The following is a 21,985-nucleotide window of genomic DNA, read 5'->3' as shown; positions in this document are numbered from 1 at the left end:
CGAGTTATGGAAAGACAGGGCGCGCGCTCCCCCGCCGGAGCCCGCGCTCTTCCCGCCGGAAACAGGGAAAACCATCACACCCCGCCACCCGCCATCCGGCGGAAGCCCCTCCGCCGATCACCGGCCATAAGTCACCCGGCCACCGGCCACCCGGCACCCCTCCAACCACCGCCGCCCGACGGCACCCACTCTCCACCGCACCCCGGCCCACCAGCATGAAACCCCGCCGCCACCACCGCGCCACCGGCCTCTTCGGCACCACCTTCAAATACGGCGTCCCCGTCTTCATCGGCTTCACCTTCGCCATCACCGGGCTCACCGCGGACGCCGGAGACATCCTGCGGGGAGGCAGCCCGCGCTCCGGGAAATCCGCGCGCGCCACCGCCGGCGCGCCCACCCCCGCCGCCACCGACGCCGCGCGCGCCAGCGCGAAAGACACCCTCGCGCGCACCACCCGGACCCTCGCCGCCGTCCGCAACCTTCAGAACGCCGCGCGCGACGCCGCCATCCGCAACGGCGCCAACAACCTCGGCAAGAACCCCAACCGCCCCACCGTCACCCTGCCCAACGTCCCCAACGGCCTCGGCGCCGGCGGGCTCGACCTCGGCACCGTCACCGGCGCGCACAACCCCGTGCAGGCCGTCAAGGACGGCAGGACCACCGTCACCATCAAGCAGACCACCCAGCAGGCGCTGCTCGGATGGAAGACGATGAACGTCGGCAAGAAAACCACGCTGAACTTCGACCAGAAAGCCGGCGGGGCGGACGCGGGCAAATGGATCGCCTTCAACAAGATCACCGACCCCAGCGGCAACCCGACGCAGATCCTCGGCAACATCAAGGCGGACGGCCAGGTGTACATCATCAACCCGAACGGGATCATCTTCGGCGGCGGCAGCCAGGTCAACGCGCGGGCGCTGACGGCGTCGAGCCTTCCGATCAACGACAACCTCATCGGCCGCGGCCTGCTCAACAACCCGGATCGCGAATTTCTGTTCAACGCCCTCAACGCCGGACTTGCGGCCAACACCAGGGTGGGAGACGTGACGGTGCAGAAGGGGGCGAAGATCACCACCTCCGTTTCCGCGGATGGAAACGGAGGACGCATCATGATCGTCGGCGCGAATGTCACGAACAGCGGAACCCTCTCCAGCGCGGCCGGCCAGACGATCCTTGCCGCCGGATTACAGGTCGGTGTGAACGCTCACGACAGCAAGGATCCCAGCCTGCGCGGACTGGATGTTTATGTCGGGGCGGTGGCGGACACCACCTCGTCACTGACTCCATACGCGGGCACCGTCATCAACGACGGCATCATCGAGATCGCACGTGGCAGCACCTGGCTTACGGGGAAAAACGTCAACCAGCTTGGAGTCATCAACAGCACCACATCGGTTTCGCTCAACGGACGGATCGATCTCATTGCCAGCTATGATGCGGTTTCAAACAAAGGGACCGCATCCGCCGCCGCCATACCATTCCTGTACCGTTCCACCGGCAGCGTCACGCTGGGTGAGGGGAGCATCACCCAGATCCTGCCCGAGTATGACAGCAAGGCGACGACCGTCGGCACCGAACTCGCGCTGCGTTCCCAGATCAACCTGCGGGGCAGGACCATTCATCTGGCGAGCGGCTCCACCCTCCTCGCGCCAAACGCCGTGGTATCACTGCACGCGGGAAACTGGGTTTACGCGCCGTCGTTGTTCACTTCCACCTTCGTCTCCTCCGGTGGCCAGGTCTATCTTGACCAGGACTCCGTCATCGACCTCGCAGGAACAAAAAACGTTTCCGTCTCCGTCACCCAGAATCTCCTGACGTTGGAACTGCGTGGTTCGGAACTCGCGCCGGCTCCCTTGCAGCGTGATGGGAAGCTGCGCGGCCAGACCATCACCGTGGATATCGGGGAGAGAGGGAACTTCGAAGGGCGGGACTGGATCGGCACCCCTCTGGCGGATGTGTCCGGCTATGTGGGACTGGTGGAGCGGACCGTCGGACAGCTGACCACGGCAGGCGGCACTCTGGACATCTCCGCGGGAGGCTCGGTGGTGGTGCGGGAAAACGCGTCCATCGATGTCTCGGGCGGCTGGACGAACTTCGAAGGAGGAGTGGTGAAAACCACCCAGGTGGTCAGCGGAGGCAGGATCGTGGACATCGCGGATGCCCGTCCGGACCAACCCTATCAAGGCATCTACGACGGTACCAACACCGTGACGAACGCCAAGTGGGGGGTATCGAAAACATTCAGCCACGCTCTTGCTCCGTCCGGCGCGCACTACCGCGAGGGATACACCCAGGGCGCGGACGCCGGGAAGATTTCCATCAGCGCCCCGTCCATGGCGCTTGATGGCAAGCTCACCGGCAAAAGCTACAACGGTCCCACCCAGTCCCGCGATACGCCGACCTCCAGCAGCCTGCCGCTGTCCGGTTCGTTGACACTGAATTTCCGCGGGCAGGATCCGGCGCACATCGGGTTTCCCGTCAATTTCCCATCTCCTCCGAAGATCGTTTTCGGAAATCCGGTCGACCAGGCACCCGCGGCCGACTTCACGGTGGACGCCAATGGAAACCCGCTGGAACTCGAGGCGGACCGCAAGGAGAACGTCCATCTTTCCACCGGGCTCACCTCGGTCGACGGCTTCGGGAGGCTGACCATCCGCAACGAGGGCGGCAGCATCATCGTGCCGGAGAAGATCAATCTCGATGCCGGGACCGGCGGCTCGGTTTCATTCACCGCGGGAAACATCGAGATCAACGGCAGCGTGACCGCGGCCAGCGGCACGCTTTCTTTCAACGCGCTGAACCTTTCACCGTATGACGTGGCATTGCGCCTGCCGGACGATCCGTTGCCACTGCCGAACCCCGGTCGCGGGATCTTCACCCTCGGTGCGAACGCCCGGCTGAGCACGGCGGGGCTGGTCACGGACGACCGCTTCCTTAAAATCGGAGAAGCTCTGACCCCTGCCTCGCCGGATGGTGGAAAAATCACCATCTCCGCGTTTTCCGCCGATCTGAACGAGGGCGCGGTCGTGGACGTATCAGGCGGCTACGCCATGACTTCCTCCGGCAGCGGGAGATATGGAAACGGTGGCAGCATCGCGGTCAAAACCGGCCAGGATCTCACCCTGCCGACAGTGCTCGGCGGCAATCTGAAACTCGGAGCCACCCTCCTCGGCTACTCCGGTGCCAAGGCGGGCGCGCTTTCCCTGCAGGCCCCCCAGGTGCAGATCGGCGGCACCACCACCAATCCGGACACGCTGCTGTTGGATCCGGAGTTTTTCAACCAAGGAGGCTTCGGGGACTTCACGCTCACCGGACTTGGAGTGCAGTCGGATACCTCGGTTCCCGCCGTTCATGTGACGGAGGGCACCGTGATCCGCCCTGTCGCGAAGAGTTTTCAGGTGAATCCGACGGGTGGAAAGCTGACGCTTGATGTGATCCAGGAAGTGGTGGGCGAACGTCCGGCGGTGAGTGTCAGGCTGGCGGCACCCGGCGTGAGCGAAGGCGGGGGACTTCTGGTGAGGGGCAGCGTGCTGGTGGACGAGGGAGCGGTCATCGATACGGATCCCGGAGCGACCATCTCCCTCACGGGAAACACCGTCACCGTGCTGGGCAAACTCCATACGGCGGGCGGCAACATCGTGGTTGGCGGTGGGAGCAACACGGCAAACATCTTCGGCGATACCACCAAGGCACGGACCACGACCTACCTCGGCTCGAAGAGTGTATTGTCCACCGCAGGCACTGTCGTTCTGACACCGGATGCCTATGGCCGACGGACCGGCAAGGTGCTTTCCGGAGGAAACATCACGCTCACCGGCAACATCGCGGCCGCGACGGGTAGCGTGCTGGACGTGTCCGGAGCCAGCGGAAAACTCGACATCCCCGTGGCGTCCTCCGCCCCGGGGGCGAGCGCTCCCGTGCCGACCAACAGCGGTCTGACCCTCTCGCCGGAAATCCTCGCCACCGTGAGGACTCAGGTGGACAGCAACGGCGGAAACATCACGTTGAGCGGTGGGCAAATGTTGTTCTCCGATGCGACACTGCTTGGCAACGCGGGCGGCAAGACCGCGCTCGGCGGATCACTCAAGGTTTCCTCCGGCAGGTTCTACGCTCTGGGAGAGGTCCCGCTGCCGACAGACGCCAGCCTCGTGGTTTCACAGACGGGTTTGAACATCGATCCCGACCTGCCGGACAACAGCTCCGCCATCGGCCTCACCGTTTCTCCGGGGCGTCTTTCACGCGGATATTTTTCGGTTGATTCCTTCACCAACGGAGGATTCGACTCCCTGGCGCTTGACGGCGTCGTGGAGTTCAAGGGCAAGGTGGACATCGCCGCGCGCGGCCAGATCAGCGTGGCGAACGGCGGGATATTGTATGCCGATTCCGATGTCAGTCTGACGGCGTCCCATGTGAAACTCGGGCGTCCCATGTCGGTGCCTGTTCCGGTGGGAACCCAGTTGAGCCCGTTCCAATTGAACGGTCTGGCCTACGCGGTGGCCCCTACTTTCGGAACGGGAAAACTGAGTGTGAAGGCGGACGTCATCGACGTCGGGGATCTGGTCCTGCGCGGCATCGGTCAGGCCGGACTCACTGCGGCGGACGGCGATATCCGTGGCTACGGCACGTTCACCATCGCGGGGGACCTCACGCTCAAGGCCGGGCAGATCCATCCGGTCACCGCGAGCGATTTCAATATCTTCGCCTATGACTATCAAAACGGTGGTTTGCGGAGAGGCTCCGTCACCATCCAGAGTTCCGGTACCCGGAACCTGCCCCTCTCCGCGGGGGGGAATCTCCGGATTATGGCCTCCGAGATCGTCCAGGGCGGTGTGCTCCGCGCGCCCTTCGGCACGATCACACTCGGTTGGGATGGCACCGGCACCGCTCCGAAGGACCTGCTGACAGGAAACGCGCTGGCGGTTCCCGTGACGAAACACCTCACTCTCTCCTCCGGCAGCACCACCTCTGTTTCCGCGGTGGACCCGGCGACAGGGAAGGGGATTGTGATTCCGTATGGTATCAATACGGATGGAAACTCATGGATCGATCCCCGGGGAGTGGACATCACGGCGTCGGGACTGCCGGAACGGAACATCGTGCTCGCGGGCGAGGATGTTTCCACGTTGACCGGCTCTGTCATCGATGTGCGCGGCGGAGGAGATCTCCACGCCTACCGCTGGGTGCAGGGATTGGGAGGGCCGACGGATATCCTCGCTTCCAACACCAGCTTCGCTATCATTCCGGGCTACGACTCAAGCGTCGCGCCGATCGCGGATTTCAACGCCGCCGCCGGTGGGGGCTATGCGAACGGCACGCTCAAGGCGGGCGATAGGATCTATCTGAACGGCAGCAAGTCGCTGCCCGCCGGATATTATACGCTTTTGCCCGCCAGATACGCGCTGCTGCCGGGAGCGGTGCTCGTTTCACCTTCCACGAACAACGGCGCGGGATCGATCGAGATGCCGGACAAGTCCAGCGTGGTGTCCGGTTACCGTTACAACGACCTGAACAGCGACCGGGAGATCCCCACGCTCTCCACCCGTTTCGAGGTGGCGACCTCCAAGGTCGTCCGGGCCCGGGCGGAATATGAAGACTACCTGTCGAACTCCTTCCTCGTGGAGAGCGCGGTGAAACTCAACAAGGACATCCCGCTGCTGGCGAAGGACTCCGGTTCGATCCTCTTCAAATCCTCCGGCTCCATGACGCTGCTGGGTTCGGTGGCATCGGCATCTGTCACGGGTGGCCGCGGTGCTTCGGTGGATATCAGCACCGCGAGGGATATCGTGATTTCCAACGGTTCCGTTCCCGCCGCGGCGGGCGTGGTCGCATTGGATGCGAACGCCCTGAACGCCTTCGGCGCTGAAAGCCTTCTCATCGGAGGATATCGGACGAAGTCGGCAAGTGGCACGAAGGTGACCTCGGTCACCGGGAATCTGGTGATCGACAACAAGGGCACGTCCCTTTCCGCGAACGACGTGATCCTCGTATCCAACGACGATCTGACATTGAAAGACGGGGCACGGGTGGAAGCCTCGGATGTATCGCGCCGGGCGGCGGTTCCTCTGTCGATCACCGGCAACGGCACGCTGCTGCGCGTCACTTCGTCGGATTCGGCATCGGTCAGCCGCACCGGTTCCACCAGCTCCGCGCAGCCCCAGCTCACATTGGGCGAGAATGTCTCCATCTCCGGTGGCTCCCTCATCCTCGATTCCTCCGCAGGCATGGAACTTTCCACCACGGCGGACCTTGACGCCGCTTCCTATGCGGTGAACAGCGGCCGCATCAGTCTGCAGCTCGACGGCTCCGGAAACCTTGGCGGTGTGGACGGACTGGTCCTCTCCGGCGGGACGCTCGCGGATCTTCAAAAGGGAAAATCACTCTCGCTGCTCAGCTATTCATCCATCGACATCTACGGGACCGGGAGGATCGGCTCCGAAGGACTCTCTCAGCTCACGCTCAGCGCCGGCTCTGTCCGTGGGTTCAACCAGAATGACGGCAGTGTTTCCTTCAACGCCGAGAACATCCTTTTGAACAATTCCGCGAATTCCGCTGCTTCCGCGGCATCCGCTCCGTCGGGGGGGACCTTGGAATTCAACGCCGCCACCATCCGTCTCGGGGCTGGCGAGCTCGCGATCCGCCAGTATGACGAGGTGGTGCTGGACGCTTCCCGAAATGTGCTCGGCTCGGGCACGGGCGGCCTGACGGTTCAGAAATCCCTCTCCATCCATACTCCGCTGCTTGCGGGACTGGCGGGTGCCAAGCGCACCATCACCGCGGGAGGGAAAATAGACCTTACCAGCTCCGGTGACGCCACGTTCACGGGTGATCCCGGCTCGTCACTCTCTCTCAAGGGTTCGAGCATCAATGTGGACACCGCCATCTTCCTGCCGAGTGGTTCACTGGAGCTGCTCGCCACCAGTGGCGATGTGACGGTCTCCGGCCATCTCGATGTCTCCGGCGTGAGGCAGGATTTCAGGGATGTCAGCAGATATACGAATGCTGGAAGCATCAAGCTCGCATCGGAGACGGGAGACGTGGTCCTGACCGAGGGATCCACCGTGAACGTGGCGGCCCACGCAGGTGGTGGAAATGCCGGCATCCTCCAGATTTCCACTCCGGCAGGCCGGTTTGTTTCCGATGGCAGCTTGTCCGGCAAGGGTGGGAAAAATGGCTCGAACGGCGTGTTCGAACTGGATGTGAAAAATCTGGCATCCGTATCCGCATTGAGCGACTCGCTCACCTCCGCCTCCCTCACCGGCAGTCAGAGAATCCGGGTGAGAAATGGAAGCGTGCTCATCGACGGCATCGTCAAGGCTCTGGATTTCTCGCTCTCCGCCGACCAGGGATCGATCACCGTGACCGGAACGGTGGACGCGTCCGGAGACACGGGAGGCTCCGTGCGGCTCACGGCGAACAATGATGTGATCCTGGCCGATGGCTCGACCATCACGGTGGCGGGCAAGGATTTCTCCGCCGCCGGCAAAGGCGGTTCCGTCACTCTCGAAGCCGGTTCACAGCGCAACGGGGTGGCGGGCGCCGGTTCCGTGGATATCCGCACGGGCTCGGTCATCGATCTGTCCGTTGCTTCGAAGGTGGCGGGGGACGCGGTCACCCTGGGCAGCAGCGCGTCCGAAGGGAAATTCAGTGGCAAGCTGCACATCCGCGCTCCGCAGATTTCCGGTAACAAGGACATCGCGGTGGGCGCGCTCAACGGCACCATCATCGATGCTTCAAGCATTCTAGTGGAAGGTTACCGCATCTACGATCTCACCTCCGGCGGAGGCGCGATCACGACGGCGGTGAGAAACGGCATCCACACGGACGCGCAGTCATTCCTCGGCGCCGCCGGCACGGGCAATGCGAATTACACCGCCATGACCAACCGGCTGCTGGCGAACAACGGCGGCCTCGGGTCGGTGTTTGTTCTCGCCCCCGGTGTGGAAATCATCAACCGCACCGGAGACCTCACGCTGGGAAGTTCCACCACCTCGGTGGCGAATGACTGGGACCTCGCCACGTTCCGTTACGGCGCGAAGAGCGCGGCGGGTGTGCTCACCCTGCGGGCCGCCGGAAGCCTGAATTTCTTCAGCGCGCTCAGCGATGGTTTCACTGTCAGCACCACTCTCCCTGCGAACAATGCCACGCGGCTGTGGCTGGCCAGGCCCACCACGCAGAACGCCCTGTTGCCTGTCAACATGCAGTCGTGGTCCTACCGCCTCGCCGCGGGTGCGGACCAGACGGCGGCGGACTTCAGCGAGGTGCTTGGCGTGAACGCGCTCGGAACAAACGCCGGATTCCTCAAGCTCGGAAACAACCGCACGAACACCGCGACCACCTCGGGCACCGGCGCCACCACAAGCAGCGCCATCGCGAACACCGCCACAGCCACCTCGAACGGTTACCAGGTCATCCGGACCGGCAGTGGTGACATCGAGATCCATGCGGGCCGCAGCGTGCAGCTTCTGAACCAGTTCGCCACCATCTACACCGCAGGCACACGCGTGGCGGATCCCACGCTCGGCGGCACGTTCGATCTTCCGAGTCTCAGCCAGAACGGCATCGACTCCAGCCTTGGAGCGGTGCAGCAGTCGAACCCCGCGGCCTACACCATCGCCGGGGGGAATGTCTCGATCTTCGCCGGCCAGAACATCGAACACCTCACCCGCAACAGCGCGAACGAACTGGTCGCGGATTCCCAGCTCCAGCTTCCCAACAACTGGCTTTACAAGCGCGGTTATGTCGATCCCCTCACCGGCGAGTTCGGCACCAACCGCTGGGGAGAATCCGCATCCACGACATGGTGGGTGGATTTCACCAACTTCTTCCAAGGCGTCGGCGCGTTGGGCGGAGGGGACGTGACCATGGTCGCGGGCAACAATATCAGCAACGTGGACGCGGTGATCCCCACGAACATGAGGTCGACCGGCTTCACCGACGCCACCCGCACCCACAAGACGACTCCGGGAAATGCGACCTATCTTGAAACGGGAGGCGGAAACCTCACCGTCCGCGCCGCCAACGACATCGACGCGGGTGTTTATTATGTGGAGCGCGGCCATGGCGAACTCACCGCGGGCGGGAGCATCCATACCAACGCCACCCGATCCGCTGTCGCCAACGGCGTGACCGGCAACGCATACACCCAGCTTCCGACGACGCTCTTCCTTGGCAAGGGTGGCTTCGATGTCAGCGCGAGCGGTGACGTGCTGATGGGACCGGTGGCGAATCCGTTCCTGATGCCCGGCGGCTTGAACAACAGTTTCTGGCAGAAAACCTATTTCTCCACCTACGGGGAGGACAGCCAGGTGAATATCTCCTCCCTCGGTGGCGATGTCACGCTGCGGCTCCACACGACGATACCCGGTCAAACGCAGGGAGTCGCGGACCACTTCCTGCAACTGTGGATCACCAACAAACAACTGCTGTCCACCAATTCCGCCGCCAACGCGAAACCGTGGCTCCGCCTGAGTGAAAACCAGACCAGCCCTTTCAGAACGCTCGTCTCGCTGGCTCCGGGAACCGTGCGGACCACCTCCTTCAACGGAGACGTGAACCTGGTGGGGGATCTCACACTGTCGCCCTCGTCCAAAGGCACCGTGGAAATGCTGGCCTCCGGTTCCATCAACGCGCTCCAGCCGAACGGAATCTCCACCGTGAAAGGAGTGGTTTCCCAGATATGGGGGGCTGCGACCATCAATCTCTCGGATGCCGACCCGACATCCATTCCCGGATACCGTTCGCCGTTCGCGTATCATGTCATCGCCGGGGACAACCCGAACGCCGCCAGCGTCACCAGCACCGAGAGCGATTTCCTCGGCTTCATCGACGATCTCTTCGAGGAATCCGGAGGAACCAACGCCGTGTCGGAAACCAAGCAGGCGCTGCATTCTCCCGGACTGCTTCACCGCGACGACACCACCCCCACGCGCCTGTATGCGCTGGGAGGAGACATCTCGGGTCTCACCTTGTTCTCGCCGAAGGCGGCGCGGGTGCTTGCCGGGCAGGACATCCAGGACGTTTCCCTTTACATTCAGAATCTCCGGTCGGGCGATGCCAGCATCGTCAGCAGCGGGAGAAACATCATCCTTTCGAACTCCAACAGCCCGCTCCGCATCGCCGCAAGCAGCATCGGAAACGCCACGAACTTCGACAGCAGCCCGCTCGCCGGAGACATCCAGGTCAGCGGCCCGGGAACGCTGCAGGTGCTTGCGGGAGGCAACCTTGACCTGGGAACGGTTCCGGGCAGCAGCGATGGCACGGGTGTCGGGATCACCAGTATCGGCAATGCGAGGAATCCCTACCTGCCATTCGAAGGAGCGAACCTTGTCGTTGGAGCGGGAATGGGCGAGGCAGGCAGCCTGGCGACGGGCAAGCTGAATTTCGCCGAATTCATCGAAAAATACGTCATCACGGAAAAGGGCGCGAAGTATCTGAAACAGATCGCCCCGGGAGTCGATTTCCAGGCACAGCCGGAAGAAGAACAGGCCCGGCTGGCGCTGGAGGTCTTCTATCAGATCCTGCGTGATGCCGGTCGCGACTACGCGAAAACCCGCAACTACAAGGCTGCCAAGCTCGCGATCAAGGTGCTCTTCGGCGATGACAGCTATGCCGGAGAAATCCTCTCCAGGGGACGCGACATCCGCACGGCCAGCGGCGGAAACATCGACATCATCACCCCCGGTGGTGGTGTGGCGCTTGCGGAGACCGCCATCGGAAATCCCTTGTCGCCACCCGGCATCATCACCGCCAGCGGAGGAAATATTTCCATCTTCGCACGGAATGACATCAGCATCGGCATCGGGCGTATCTTCACACTGCGCGGGGGGGATGAGATCCTGTGGTCGTCGAAGGGCGACATCGCCGCGGGATCTTCTTCGAAGACCGTCAAGTCCGCGCCACCCACACGCATCCTCATCGATCCCCAGAGCGCCGCAGTGCAGACCGACCTTGCCGGACTTGCAACAGGCGGGGGCATCGGCGTGCTCGCCACTGTCGCGGGAGTCAAACCCGGGAACGTCGATCTCATCGCGCCGGAAGGCACGGTGGACGCCGGTGATGCGGGCATCCGCGTCAGCGGAAACCTCAACATCGCGGCGAACCAGGTGCTGAACGCGGGCAACATCTCCGTCAGCGGCAACAGCGCGGGAGCGGCGGCACCCGCCGTATCTTCTCCTAGCATCAGCGGTCTGACCGCCGCCTCGAACTCCACCGCCGCAACCAACGCAACCACAACCGGAACCGCTGCGAACGAGGCGCGCAACCAGGAAACCACAGAGGTGGTGGAAACCCCGTCGATCATCTCGGTGGAGATCATCGGCTACGGCAGCGGAAGCGCTGGGGAAAGCGATGCGGACAAGGAGGATGAGGAAGAAAAGGAATCCGGGGAGTGAACATCCGGGGCGGGACACGCCGCCTTCCTGATCCGGGTGCGCCGGAGGCTTTTTGTTGGTTTCATGATGGGACCGGCTGACGGGCCTGGGTGCGTCTTTCACGAAGGCCTTGCGGATGGTTGAAAAAATGGCGGGATTTTTTCGTCAGGTTCGGAGAGTATCCGGAATAGAAGAGCGATGAGCACCACACCCGAGCACGACCCCCCCTTCCGGGAGAGCGGCGTTCTCGCGGCGGAAATCGAGGAGTTGCGCCCGGCCCTGATGGCATACGTCATGTCACTTCTGGCGGACCGGGACGCGTGTGACGATGTGGTGCAGGAAACCTGCCTGTTTCTCTGGAACCGCCGTGAGGAATTCGAGCCGGGGACGAATTTCAAGGCGTGGGCCTTCAAGGCGGCGTGGTTCAAGGTGCTCACCCACCGGCGCGAGGCGCAGCGGCGGAAGGTCGTCAGTTTCTCAGAGGAAGCGCTGGAGCGTATCTCCAAGGCGGCCGAACAGTTTGCGGACGATGTGGATCACCGGCTCGCGGCGCTCCGCGACTGTGTGTCCGGCCTTTCTTCGGACAATCAACGGCTGCTGAGATTGAAATATCTCGACCGCATTTCCTTGACCGACCATGCGAAGAGCCGCGGCCTCAAGCCGAACCAGATTCAAAAAAGCCTGTCGCGGATACGGATCGCCCTCCGTCACTGCGTCGAAACCCGTCTTGCCTCCAGTTATGAATAGCCGCCCGCCCCAGTCAGAATTCCGGAATTTGGTCGATCGTCTGCACGACGGTCCGCCGTTGTCCGGGCAGGAGATGGCCCGGCTGGAGGAGTTCCTGCTGGATGACGACGCGATGGCCTATTATCTGGCGGTGAGCCAGCAGGAGGCGCTGCTGCCTTCGGCAATTCCCGCATCCTATCTGTCACCGGTAGAACGGCCTGGGGAAAGGGGGCTTCCCCGCTTCGTCTGGATCGCGGGTTCGGTCGCGGCGGCGTGTCTTGTTTTTTTCGCAGGTCTGGGTTTTGGACGCCGTCTTGAGAAACCGCAGGGAAGGACCGCCGGTTCTCCGGCTCCCGTCGTGACTCCTGCCGACATGTCCCCGGCGCGGATCACCGGCATGGTAGGGGTGGAATGGAGGGACGAGGGCGGGCATCCGCACATCGATCTGAACGCGGGATCGAACGAGATTTCCATCAAGTCCGGCCTGGTGGAGGTCACCTACTCCAGCGGGGTGCTCGTCACCTTGGAGGGACCCGCTGTGTTTCGTGTGGACGGTTACGAATCCGCGACGCTGGAGAGCGGCAAGCTCTATACCACCGTTCCTCCCGGGGCGGAGGGATTCAAGGTCCACTATTCCGGTGGCACGGTGGAGGATCTGGGCACGGAGTTTGCCATGGATATCCACCCCGACGGTAGCACGGAGGTGGGTGTGTTTCTGGGGAAGGTGAAACTGCATTCATCCGGCCGGGAATCGATCATGCTCTTCGAAAACCAATCCCTCGTGCAGTCGCCGGACGCGGCGGAGCCTCTCCAGCCGGTGCCGCTCGACCGGCAGAAGTTCGTAGACCGCCTGCCGGCCCGGGATTTCCGCTGGGAGGTGAACTCACCAGAGGCGAAGGAAGTCTCCTTCGACGTCACCCACCTCGTTTGGAAGCCTGCCAAATACCGGGCGATCTTCAAGTGGATCAACGGACCGGATGCGGTGGTTCTGAAAAACGTGAGGCTCTGCTGCGATTCCAAGGTCGTGGCTTCCGACGATCACCCGGGAAGCACCGGCATCCTGAGATTTGTTTCCGACAACATCTACACGCTGGACATCGGTCCGGAGGATTACATCCGGGGGAACTGGACGGTGGTGGCCGAGATCGGCACCATGGATCGTGAAGGCGGGAGGTTGGTCGAGTCGGCACCGCCGTTCAGCAGCCGTGGCATCCTCCAGTTCGAGGAAGGACTGGTGACCGAGGCCGGTCCGTCGCAGTTCATGGGCCGGTGGTCCTACCGCCATATGGGGGATTCCTTCACCCGGGAATTCCACCCGGACGGATCGGTGTCCTTGGAAAAAAACGGTGTCAGCGAAAAAATCTCCTGGGCGGACAGCCGGTGGACGGTGGAGAGCGGGATTCTCAAGGTGACGCTGCCGAAGAAGGGGCTGGAGGAGCGGCACGTCCTGCGTGATCTGGACACATTGATCTTCAGCAGCAACCCCTACGAGAATGCTGTCAAGTCCTCGGCAGACTGAAATTATCACAAAATAATCGGTCAGCACCTGCGGGGAACGGGAATAAAGGCGTGTCAGACTGATGGCGCGCGTCCGTTGGCAGTGAGCTGCGGACGCTGAAGTCATCGGTCTGGGAAAAACACCCACCCATCGAAGATGAAAAAACACCTCCTGTTTCTCTCCGCCGCCTGCCTCGTGATCCCGGTAACGGCGGAGGCCGCGCTCATTTCCCACTACACCTTTGACGAACTCACCGGAACCACCGCGGTGGACAGCGGACCCGCAGGTGCGGATGGCCTGATCGGCTCGAACGTCACCCGCGGCACGGCGGGCGTGTTCGGCACGGCCTTCACCTTCAACAACGACGCCTCACAGAACGGCATCGTGGACATGGCGGACGCCGCCACCTTCCCCTATCTCGTCGCCAGCCAGGCTGTCACGATCTCGGCCTGGATGAAATGGACGGCCGCGGATGCCCGGGACAGCGCGATTTTCCTCGGAAACAACACCGGTGCGAACCGCTACATCGACGTGGGCACCACTTCGGCCGGCAAGATCTATGGCCGGTCCCGTGATGCCGCGAATTCCGCCACTCCTTTTCCTGATCTGGTGCTTGGCACCAACCTGAACGACGGCAAGTGGCACCATGTCGCCTATACCTCGAATGCGGCGACTGATGTGACCCAGCTTTACATCGACGGTGTCCTGGCCGGGACCACCACCACTCCGGCGTTCACGTTCACCACGTTCAACAACTTCGAGGTCGGTCGCTTGGGACGCAGTTCCCCGACAGATGCCTACTCCGGATCCGTGGACGAACTGAGGATCTACGACTCCATCCTGCCGGCGGAGGATATCGCGCTTCTCGCGGTGCCCGAGCCGGGCTTTTCCGTCCTTTTCGGAGCGGGCGCGGTAGGTTCCCTGCTGCTGCGGCGCAGGAGCTCCAACCGGGCCTCCCTCTGACGATTCTTTCGAGGGCAGGTGACGCGGCACCATCCGGATGAACCGTCGTCCGCCGGGTCATCCTGCCCTCGGCTTTCCCTTTCATCCCTTTTACATGAATTCCGTATTGAAACACCTCGTCGCGTTTTTCGCGATTTCCTTTACCACCCTCCCTGCCGCCACGCCTCAGGAACAGGCGGCCGCCGCCCTCGTCCAACGCATCCTGCCCGCGGAGTCCTCCCGGTTCATCTGTGAAACCGTGCCGCCGGAAGACGGGCGCGATGTTTTCGAAATCGAATCGCGCGACGGCAAGGTCGTCCTGCGCGGGAACAACGGAGGGAGCATCGCCTCCGCCCTGAACTGGTATTTGAAATACCACTGTCATCGCGACGTCTCATGGTGTGGTGACCAGCTTGGCCTGCCGGATCCGCTTCCGGTGGTGCCTGAGAAATTCCGCAAGGTCTCACCCCACACCTACCGCTACGCGTTCAACTATTGCACCTACGGCTATACCATGGCGTTCTGGGATTGGGAGCGCTGGGAGCGTGAGATCGACCTCATGGCCCTGCATGGAATCAACACGCCGCTCATGGCCACCGGGGCGGAGGTGGTCTACAGGAACGTCTATCGGGACCTGGGCATGTCGGCGAAGGACATCGACTCCTTCATCGCCGCTCCGCCGTTTTTGCCGTGGTTCATGATGGGGAACATCGACGGGTGGGGAGGCCCGAACCCGCGGGAATGGTATGACCGCCAGGAAGCTCTCCAGAAGAGGATCATGGCCCGCGCGCTGGAACTCGGGATGAAACCCGTGCTGCCGGCCTTCGGCGGGCACGTGCCCGCCGCCTTCGCCCAGAAATTCCCGAAAGCGAAGGTCGCCAGGCTCAAGAGCTGGAGCGGATTCCCAGGAGTGCATGTCCTTGACCCGGCGGATCCGTTGTTCCGCCAGATCGGTTCGCGTTTCGTGAAGGAGGCCACGAAGCTCTACGGCACCGCCCACCTGTATTCCGCCGACACCTTCAACGAGGTGGATCCACCGACGGATGACCCGGAATATCTCAAGGGAATGACACGGCAGGTCTATCAGGCCATGGCCGACGCTGACCCCGAGGCGGTGTGGTTCATGCAGGGGTGGCTCTTCGTGCACAGCAAGTTCTGGACGAAGCCCCGGATCGACGCGCTGCTGTCCGGTGCGACGGAGGAGCAGATGGTCCTTCTCGATCTTTTCGCCGATGGGAAATCCCAGTGGAAGCGCACCGACGCCTTCGCCGGAAAGCCGTGGCTCTGGTGCATCATCAACAACTGGGGCGGCAAACAGGGAATGTACGGACGTCTCACCGAGGTGGGGGTGAAGATGCCGGAACTGCTGAAAAGCGGCACGGCGGGACGGCTCTCCGGCATCGGCACGCTCAACGAAGGCGGTGAGAACAACCCCATCGTCTACGAGCAGATTTATGAAATGGCGTGGCATGACCAGCCGCTGGATCTGGAGGCGTGGGTGGAGGAGTTCGCATGGGCGCGCTATGGAGTGAAAAACCAAAACGCTCTCGACGCATGGAAGCTGCTCTCCAGCACGCTCTACGACTGCCGGGATCTCCGCCATGGTCCGCAGGGAAATTTCCTCGCCATGCCACCCTTGCTTGCCGAGGGCGGTGGCAGCTTCGTCCGCGGACCGATCTTCTATGACACCGCGAAGATCCGCGAGGCGTTCCGCCTTCTGCTGGCGGCTGCGGACGAGCTGGGGGAGAAGGACACCTACCGCCACGACCTTGTCGATGTGGGGCGTCAGGTGATGTCCGACATTTCCCAGCAACAGTTGCACACGGAACTCAGGGCGGCCTTCAATGCGAAGGATAAGGAGCGGTTCAAGCGCTCCTCGGAAATCTATCTGCAAGCCATCGTCGATTGTGACCGGCTGCTCAGCTCCCACAGGATGTTCCAGTTCGGGCGCTACCTGAAATACCCCGCCTCGGCGGGCGGAACCGCCGCGACGAAAGCCCAGTGGACGAGGAACGCGTGCCGCCTGATCACCTTGTGGGGGGGCGAGGACAACTCATTGTTCGGCTACGCCCAGCGCCAGTATGGCGGACTCATGCGCGACTACAACCTGAGAACCTGGAAACTCTATCTCGACGCCGCTGCCAAGGGATTGCGGGATGGCGGGAAAATGCCCTCCGGTGAGATGGTGCGCGAATTCACCGAAAAATGGATCGCCGAACAGAAGCAATTCCCGGTGGAAGCGGAAGGGGATACGGTGGCCGCGGCCCGCATGATCTGGGAGAAATACGCGGCGAAGGCGACGGCTGTGGCGGGGCCCAAGGCACCGCTGCAGATCAATGACCGGGAGTGAAACCGGAGGATTCCGCGGCATGTCCGCTCCGGGACGTGCTCTGGTAACATGAAATGGGAAAATTTTTTCCGATATCGTGTCAGCATTGTTACGGACCGGGAATTAACTCGTGTCAGATTGATGGCGTGGAATCCGTTTGTCGGCGGATGGCCGCGCCTTCGGTCCTTAAAACCAAAGCGCACGAATGAAAAAAACCATCCAGTTCCTCGTGGTCACCGCCACGCTCACCCTCGGTGTGGCGAAGGCCACTCTCGTTTCCCACTTCACCTTTGACGAAACCAGCGGCACCACCGCGGCCGACAGTGTCGCAGGGGGAACCCCCGGGACGATCGGCACGAATGTCACGCTCGGCGCGGCCGGGAAATTCGGCACGTCCTTCACCTTCAACAACGACGCCACCCAGAACGGCATCGTGGAGATGGGGAATGCGACAGCATTCGCAGCCCTCACCGCCAGCCAGAAGGTGACCGTTTCCGTCTGGTTGAAATGGACCACTCCGGGCGGTCGCGACTGCGCGGTTTTCCTCGGCAATGATACCGGTGCCGCCCGTTACATTGATGTCGGGACGACGTCCGCCGGAGCGGTCTACGGACGCTCGCGGGATGCCGCCACCACCGGCGGCGCCTTCGCGGATATCGCCTTGGGCACGGGATTGAATGACGGCCAATGGCACCATGTCGCCTACACCTCGAACGCCGCGACCGACGTGACCCAGCTTTACATCGATGGCGTGTTGGTCGGTTCCACCAGTTCGCCGGCGTTCACTTTTCCGGCTTTCAACAATTTTGAAATCGGCCGTCTCGGCCGCTCGTCGCCGACCGATGCGTATGCCGGATCGGTGGATGAACTTCGGATCTATGACACCATCCTGTCCGCCAGCGACATCGCCGGGCTCGCGGGGATCGTCACGAATGATCCGATCCTCCAGGTGGAGGACACCAGCTCGTTCATCAACAAGGGCAAGCCACAGGTTCTTTCGATTCCTTTCTCCAATCTGGGGACGGCCCAGACGCTGAGCCTGTCCGGTCCGACACCCATCGCCATCGGTGGGAACAACCCGGAGAATTTCACCGTTGCCTCCTACGACAACAGCCTCGCACCCGGTGCCTCGGGCACGATCCTGCTCAACTTCACCCCGGCATCCTCGGGTTTCCACTACGCGACGCTCACCATCGCTTCCAATGACGCGCTCCACCCCATGAAAGAGGTGTATGTGACGGTAGAGGTGAGGGACCCGGTTGCGCTGGCCGCCCCGACGTCGCTGGATTTCGGCAGTTTCACCACCGTTTCCCAGCCCCAGACCAGGACGCTCACGATTACCAATGACGGGGAGAAAACCGACCTGCAGGTTTATGACGGGGTGGTATCGGGAAGCCTGGCGTTCTCCATAACGAACCAACTGCCGCTCACCATCGCGCCCGGCCAGCAGGCCAATATCACGGTGACATTCGATCCGGCTGGAGCGGAGGGTGGCTTCCAAGGCAGCCTGTCGATCTTCACCGATGGTTATGTCGGAGGTTCCCTGTCCATCCCGCTTTCCGCATCGGTGAAACTGGGCGATCCGAACGCGGCCCTCGTCTCCCACTTCACCTTCGATGATTCCGCCAGTCCCGGCAATGACAGCGGCAGCTACCACAATCATGGCACGCCCGTGGGTGACGCCCGAAACACCTCATCCGCGCGCATCGGCTCCGGCGCCCTGCTTTTGGATGGCGCGGGGGATCTGATCGATCTCGGAACCGCCTCCGGACCGTCCTACACGTCGCAGCTCGTCGATGACGGGGATGGTTTCACCGTTGCCTGCTGGGCGGCTGTCCCTACCACCACCGTTTCGGACCGCGTGCGCTTTTTCTCAAGCTATACCACTGGGACGACCGCCGAGGGCTGGGGTGTGGGCCGCAGGAACGGCTCGAGGGTTCTGGCTGCCACGACTTATGGCAAGGTCGACTATCTCACGCCCGCCAACTCGGCACCCGTGGCGGGAGCGTGGCACCACTATGCCTACGTTTTCCGCCAAGTGCCGGTGAACCGCATCGATTTCTATGTGGATGGTGTCCTGGCGGGCTCCCAGACTTCGAACAACTCCGGTTTCAACGATGCCTCCACCATCGGCTTTGCGATCGGGGCGCTGGGCAGGACCGCGTCGTTCGAAGGATTCGACGGCCGTCTGGACGATCTGCGGATCTACGACAGGGAACTGCAGGCGGCAAACGTTTCCGACCTTTACACCAGCGCTCCGCCGGAGTCCGGCTATGGCGTCTGGGCGGCCGGGTTCGGACTGAATCCCACCGGTGACGGCGCCCGCCTTGCCGATCCCGATGGCGATGGTTTTGCGAACTCCGTGGAATACCTGCTCGGGTCCAATCCGGTTTCCGGTTTGTCTTCGCACCGTCCCGTCGTCACGAGGGGTGGGGGAAATCTCGTCGTCATCCATCGCCGGAAAACCGCGGCTGTCGCGGAAGGATGGGTGGACCAGGTGGAATACTCGGATCTTCTCAACGCGGGTGGCTGGGTCACCGCGGTGAACGGAGTGGGCGGTGTGACGGTCGGCACGGTGGCCATCGATGCCGAGACCGAGGAGGTCACCACCACGATCCCAAGTCCGGGAGACAAACGCTTCGCAAGAGTCAAGGTGATCGCCCCCTGAGACATCGTGGATCTTGCGCTCCCCCATGGCCGCGTCGGTTCCCGGCGCGGCCAACGGGATCAATAAGTCACCACCCGATACGCCCGGGTCACCCCAAGGCCGATCTGAGATCCGCCGCAGCGTTGCGGGCGCTGGCCGGTGGATCGGGCACGAAGGTGAAATCATCATTCATCGCGGGAGAAAGGATGTCGTCGGCGGTGGCGCTGTCGAGCGCGACGGGTGCGGGCTCCTGATGGCTGGCAGCCACCTTGCTTGCGAGGGCCAGGGCGGCCAGGGCGGCAGGGGGTGCTCCGGAGGAACCTTGCAGACCGCGCGGCAGGCTGTTGATGGGTTCCACGTGCGGGATGGTGGCGGCTTCCGGGGTGGCTTTCAGCTCCTCGAATTTCCGCGCGGTTGCGAGCACACGTGTCTCGAGAGAACCAACGGCGCTGTTGTATTGCTCAACGGCATTGCCCAGCGAGCGGCCGACTTTTGAAAAATGCTCGGCAAGTTTGGCAAGGCGTTCGTGCAGAGTACGACCCAGCAGGGAGATCTCGCGGGCGTTCTCGGCGATGGATTCCTGTCTCCAGCCGTAGGAAACCGCCCGCAGCAGGGCGATGAGCGTGGTGGGGGTGGCGAGAATGACACCTTGGTCCACGCCGCGTTCGATGAGACCGGGATCGCTTTGCAGGGCGGCGGCGAAGAAGGATTCGCTTGGCAGGAACAGCACGGTGAACTCCGGCGTCTGGGCGAACTGCGCGGCATAGTTTTTCGATGAAAGCTGCTGGATGTGTGTCCTCACCTGGCGGGCGTGGCGGTGCAACGCCTCCTCGCGGGTCACGTCGTCATTCGCCTCAAGCGCGTCCAGGTAGCCATCCATCGGCGTCTTGGAGTCCACGACGATGGTTTTTCCACCGGGCAGGCGGACGACGAGGTCGGGGCGGAGCTTTTTCCCTTCGTCGGTGGTGGCGGTGTGCTGGAGTTCGAAATCGCAATGCTCCTGCATCCCGGCGAGTTCCACCACACGGCGGAGCTGGATTTCCCCCCATTGGCCGCGGCCGGTCGGCTGGCGCAGCGCCTTCACCAGCGAGGCGGTCTCGCGTTGGAGGCCGAGCTGGCCCTCGCCGAGCGCGCGGACCTGCTCGCGGAGTTCCGAATACGCGCCCTCGCGGGATTTCTCGATTTCGCCGATACGCATCTCGAATTTCCCGAGCGACTCGGCCATGGGCTTGACCAGTGTCTCGATCGCGAGCTTGCGCATCTCGATCTCGCCCTTCGCTTCCTCCGTCTGGGTGGCGAGCGATGATTTCGCGAGATGGAGGAACTGCTCGGACGAGGAACGCAGGGCATCGGCGGAGAGGGCCTTGAAGGTGTCCGTGAGCTTGGTTTCCGCCCGCTCGAGGATGGCCTGTTTCTCGGCGGCCGCTTTTATTTCGCTGTCGAGGCGGGCGCGGAGTTCGGTGAGCTGGTTGCGGAAGGTCTGGGCTTCCTGTTCGTTGCGCTGGGCCTCGGAAGTGGAGTTCGCGAGACGTGCTTCGATCTCGGCGGCGCGTCGTTCCTCGGACTTCAGACGCTCGGCGGCGGCGGAGATTCTCCCTGATGCGACAAGACGGGTGAGGATCCAGCCGATGAAAAGTCCGGCAAGAGCGGAAATGATCTGGGGAATGTAGGGAGCGAGTTCGGGTGGCATTGTGGTTTTGTCCTTGCGGGGCGCGGCTGGCTCGGTTTCGTAGAGGCGTCGCCGATTTCATTCGTGCTATCGGATGGTCCGGCGATACGCAAATCAAACTCCTCTAATCATCATGGCACACACACTTCCCGAACTCGGCTACGCCTACGACGCGCTCGAACCCCACATCGACGCGAAGACGATGGAAATCCATCACTCGAAGCACCACCAAGCCTATATCACCAATCTCAACAACGCCATCGCCGGCAAGCCCGAGCTTGAGGCGAAATCGATCTGCGAACTCATCAGCGACCTCGCATCCGTGCCGGAAGACATCCGCGGCGCGGTCCGTAACAACGGCGGTGGTCACGCGAACCACAGCTTCTTCTGGAAAGTCATCGCCCCCGGCGGTGCGAAGGCTCCTTCCGGCGATCTCGCCGCCGCCATTGACAAGGCGTTCGGTTCGTTCGACGCGTTCAAGGAAGCGTTCGCCAAGGCCGGTGCCACCCGTTTCGGCTCCGGCTGGGCATGGCTCGTGAAAAAAGAAGATGGCTCGCTCGCCGTTTCCTCCACCGCGAACCAGGACAGCCCTTGCATGGGCACCGCCGTCGCCGGCACCGAAGGCAAGGCGATCCTCGGTCTGGACGTCTGGGAACACGCCTACTACCTCAACTACCAGAACCGCCGCCCCGACTACATCTCCGCCTTCTGGTCGGTGGTGAACTGGGACGTCGTCGCGGAGAACTTCGCGGCCTGATTTTCCTGGCATTTCCCGAAGCGCGTCCGCCTTATCCGGGGCGGGCGC

The 21,985-nt window shown here is 62.7% G+C and carries 8 protein-coding genes; 7 read left to right on the top strand and 1 reads right to left on the bottom strand.

Annotation, left to right across the window (positions count from 1 at the left end):
* The first annotated feature begins 215 nt into the window (after positions 1 to 215).
* From JIN84_RS22875 to JIN84_RS22850, 6 genes are all read left to right on the top strand, one after another.
* Positions 216 to 11,390 carry a filamentous haemagglutinin family protein gene (locus JIN84_RS22875; RefSeq protein ID WP_200353426.1) on the top strand — a complete coding sequence of 3,725 codons (11,175 nt, stop codon included), beginning with the start codon at positions 216 to 218 and terminating at the stop codon, positions 11,388 to 11,390.
* Between the two features lie 177 nt (positions 11,391 to 11,567).
* The gene (locus tag JIN84_RS22870) at positions 11,568 to 12,116 is read left to right on the top strand and encodes a sigma-70 family RNA polymerase sigma factor (RefSeq protein WP_200353425.1); all 549 of its coding nucleotides are present in this window, start codon (positions 11,568 to 11,570) and stop codon (positions 12,114 to 12,116) included.
* Between the two features lie 28 nt (positions 12,117 to 12,144).
* Positions 12,145 to 13,614 (top strand): FecR domain-containing protein, encoded by a 1,470-nt coding sequence (locus JIN84_RS22865; protein ID WP_200353424.1) that lies wholly within the window; start codon positions 12,145 to 12,147, stop codon positions 13,612 to 13,614.
* Between the two features lie 135 nt (positions 13,615 to 13,749).
* Positions 13,750 to 14,556 (top strand): LamG domain-containing protein, encoded by an 807-nt coding sequence (locus tag JIN84_RS22860; RefSeq protein ID WP_200353423.1) that lies wholly within the window; start codon positions 13,750 to 13,752, stop codon positions 14,554 to 14,556.
* Between the two features lie 94 nt (positions 14,557 to 14,650).
* Positions 14,651 to 16,885: an alpha-N-acetylglucosaminidase gene (locus JIN84_RS22855; protein WP_200353422.1), complete on the top strand. Its 2,235-nt coding sequence runs from the start codon at positions 14,651 to 14,653 to the stop codon at positions 16,883 to 16,885.
* 184 nt (positions 16,886 to 17,069) lie between these two features.
* Positions 17,070 to 19,532: a LamG-like jellyroll fold domain-containing protein gene (locus tag JIN84_RS22850; protein ID WP_200353421.1), complete on the top strand. Its 2,463-nt coding sequence runs from the start codon at positions 17,070 to 17,072 to the stop codon at positions 19,530 to 19,532.
* Between the two features lie 88 nt (positions 19,533 to 19,620).
* Here JIN84_RS22850 and rmuC read toward each other — a convergent pair whose 3' ends face one another.
* Positions 19,621 to 21,201 carry a DNA recombination protein RmuC gene (gene rmuC, locus JIN84_RS22845; protein ID WP_200353420.1) on the bottom strand — a complete coding sequence of 527 codons (1,581 nt, stop codon included), beginning with the start codon at positions 21,199 to 21,201 and terminating at the stop codon, positions 19,621 to 19,623.
* A 112-nt stretch (positions 21,202 to 21,313) separates the two neighbouring features.
* On the opposite strand from rmuC, the gene JIN84_RS22840 reads away from it, so the two are divergent.
* Positions 21,314 to 21,937 carry a superoxide dismutase gene (locus JIN84_RS22840; protein ID WP_200353419.1) on the top strand — a complete coding sequence of 208 codons (624 nt, stop codon included), beginning with the start codon at positions 21,314 to 21,316 and terminating at the stop codon, positions 21,935 to 21,937.
* Positions 21,938 to 21,985: the final 48 nt, after the last annotated feature.

This window comes from Luteolibacter yonseiensis, from assembly GCF_016595465.1.
Taxonomy (GTDB): Bacteria; Verrucomicrobiota; Verrucomicrobiia; order Verrucomicrobiales; family Akkermansiaceae; genus Luteolibacter; species Luteolibacter yonseiensis.
This window is presented reverse-complemented; position numbering and strand designations above follow the sequence as displayed.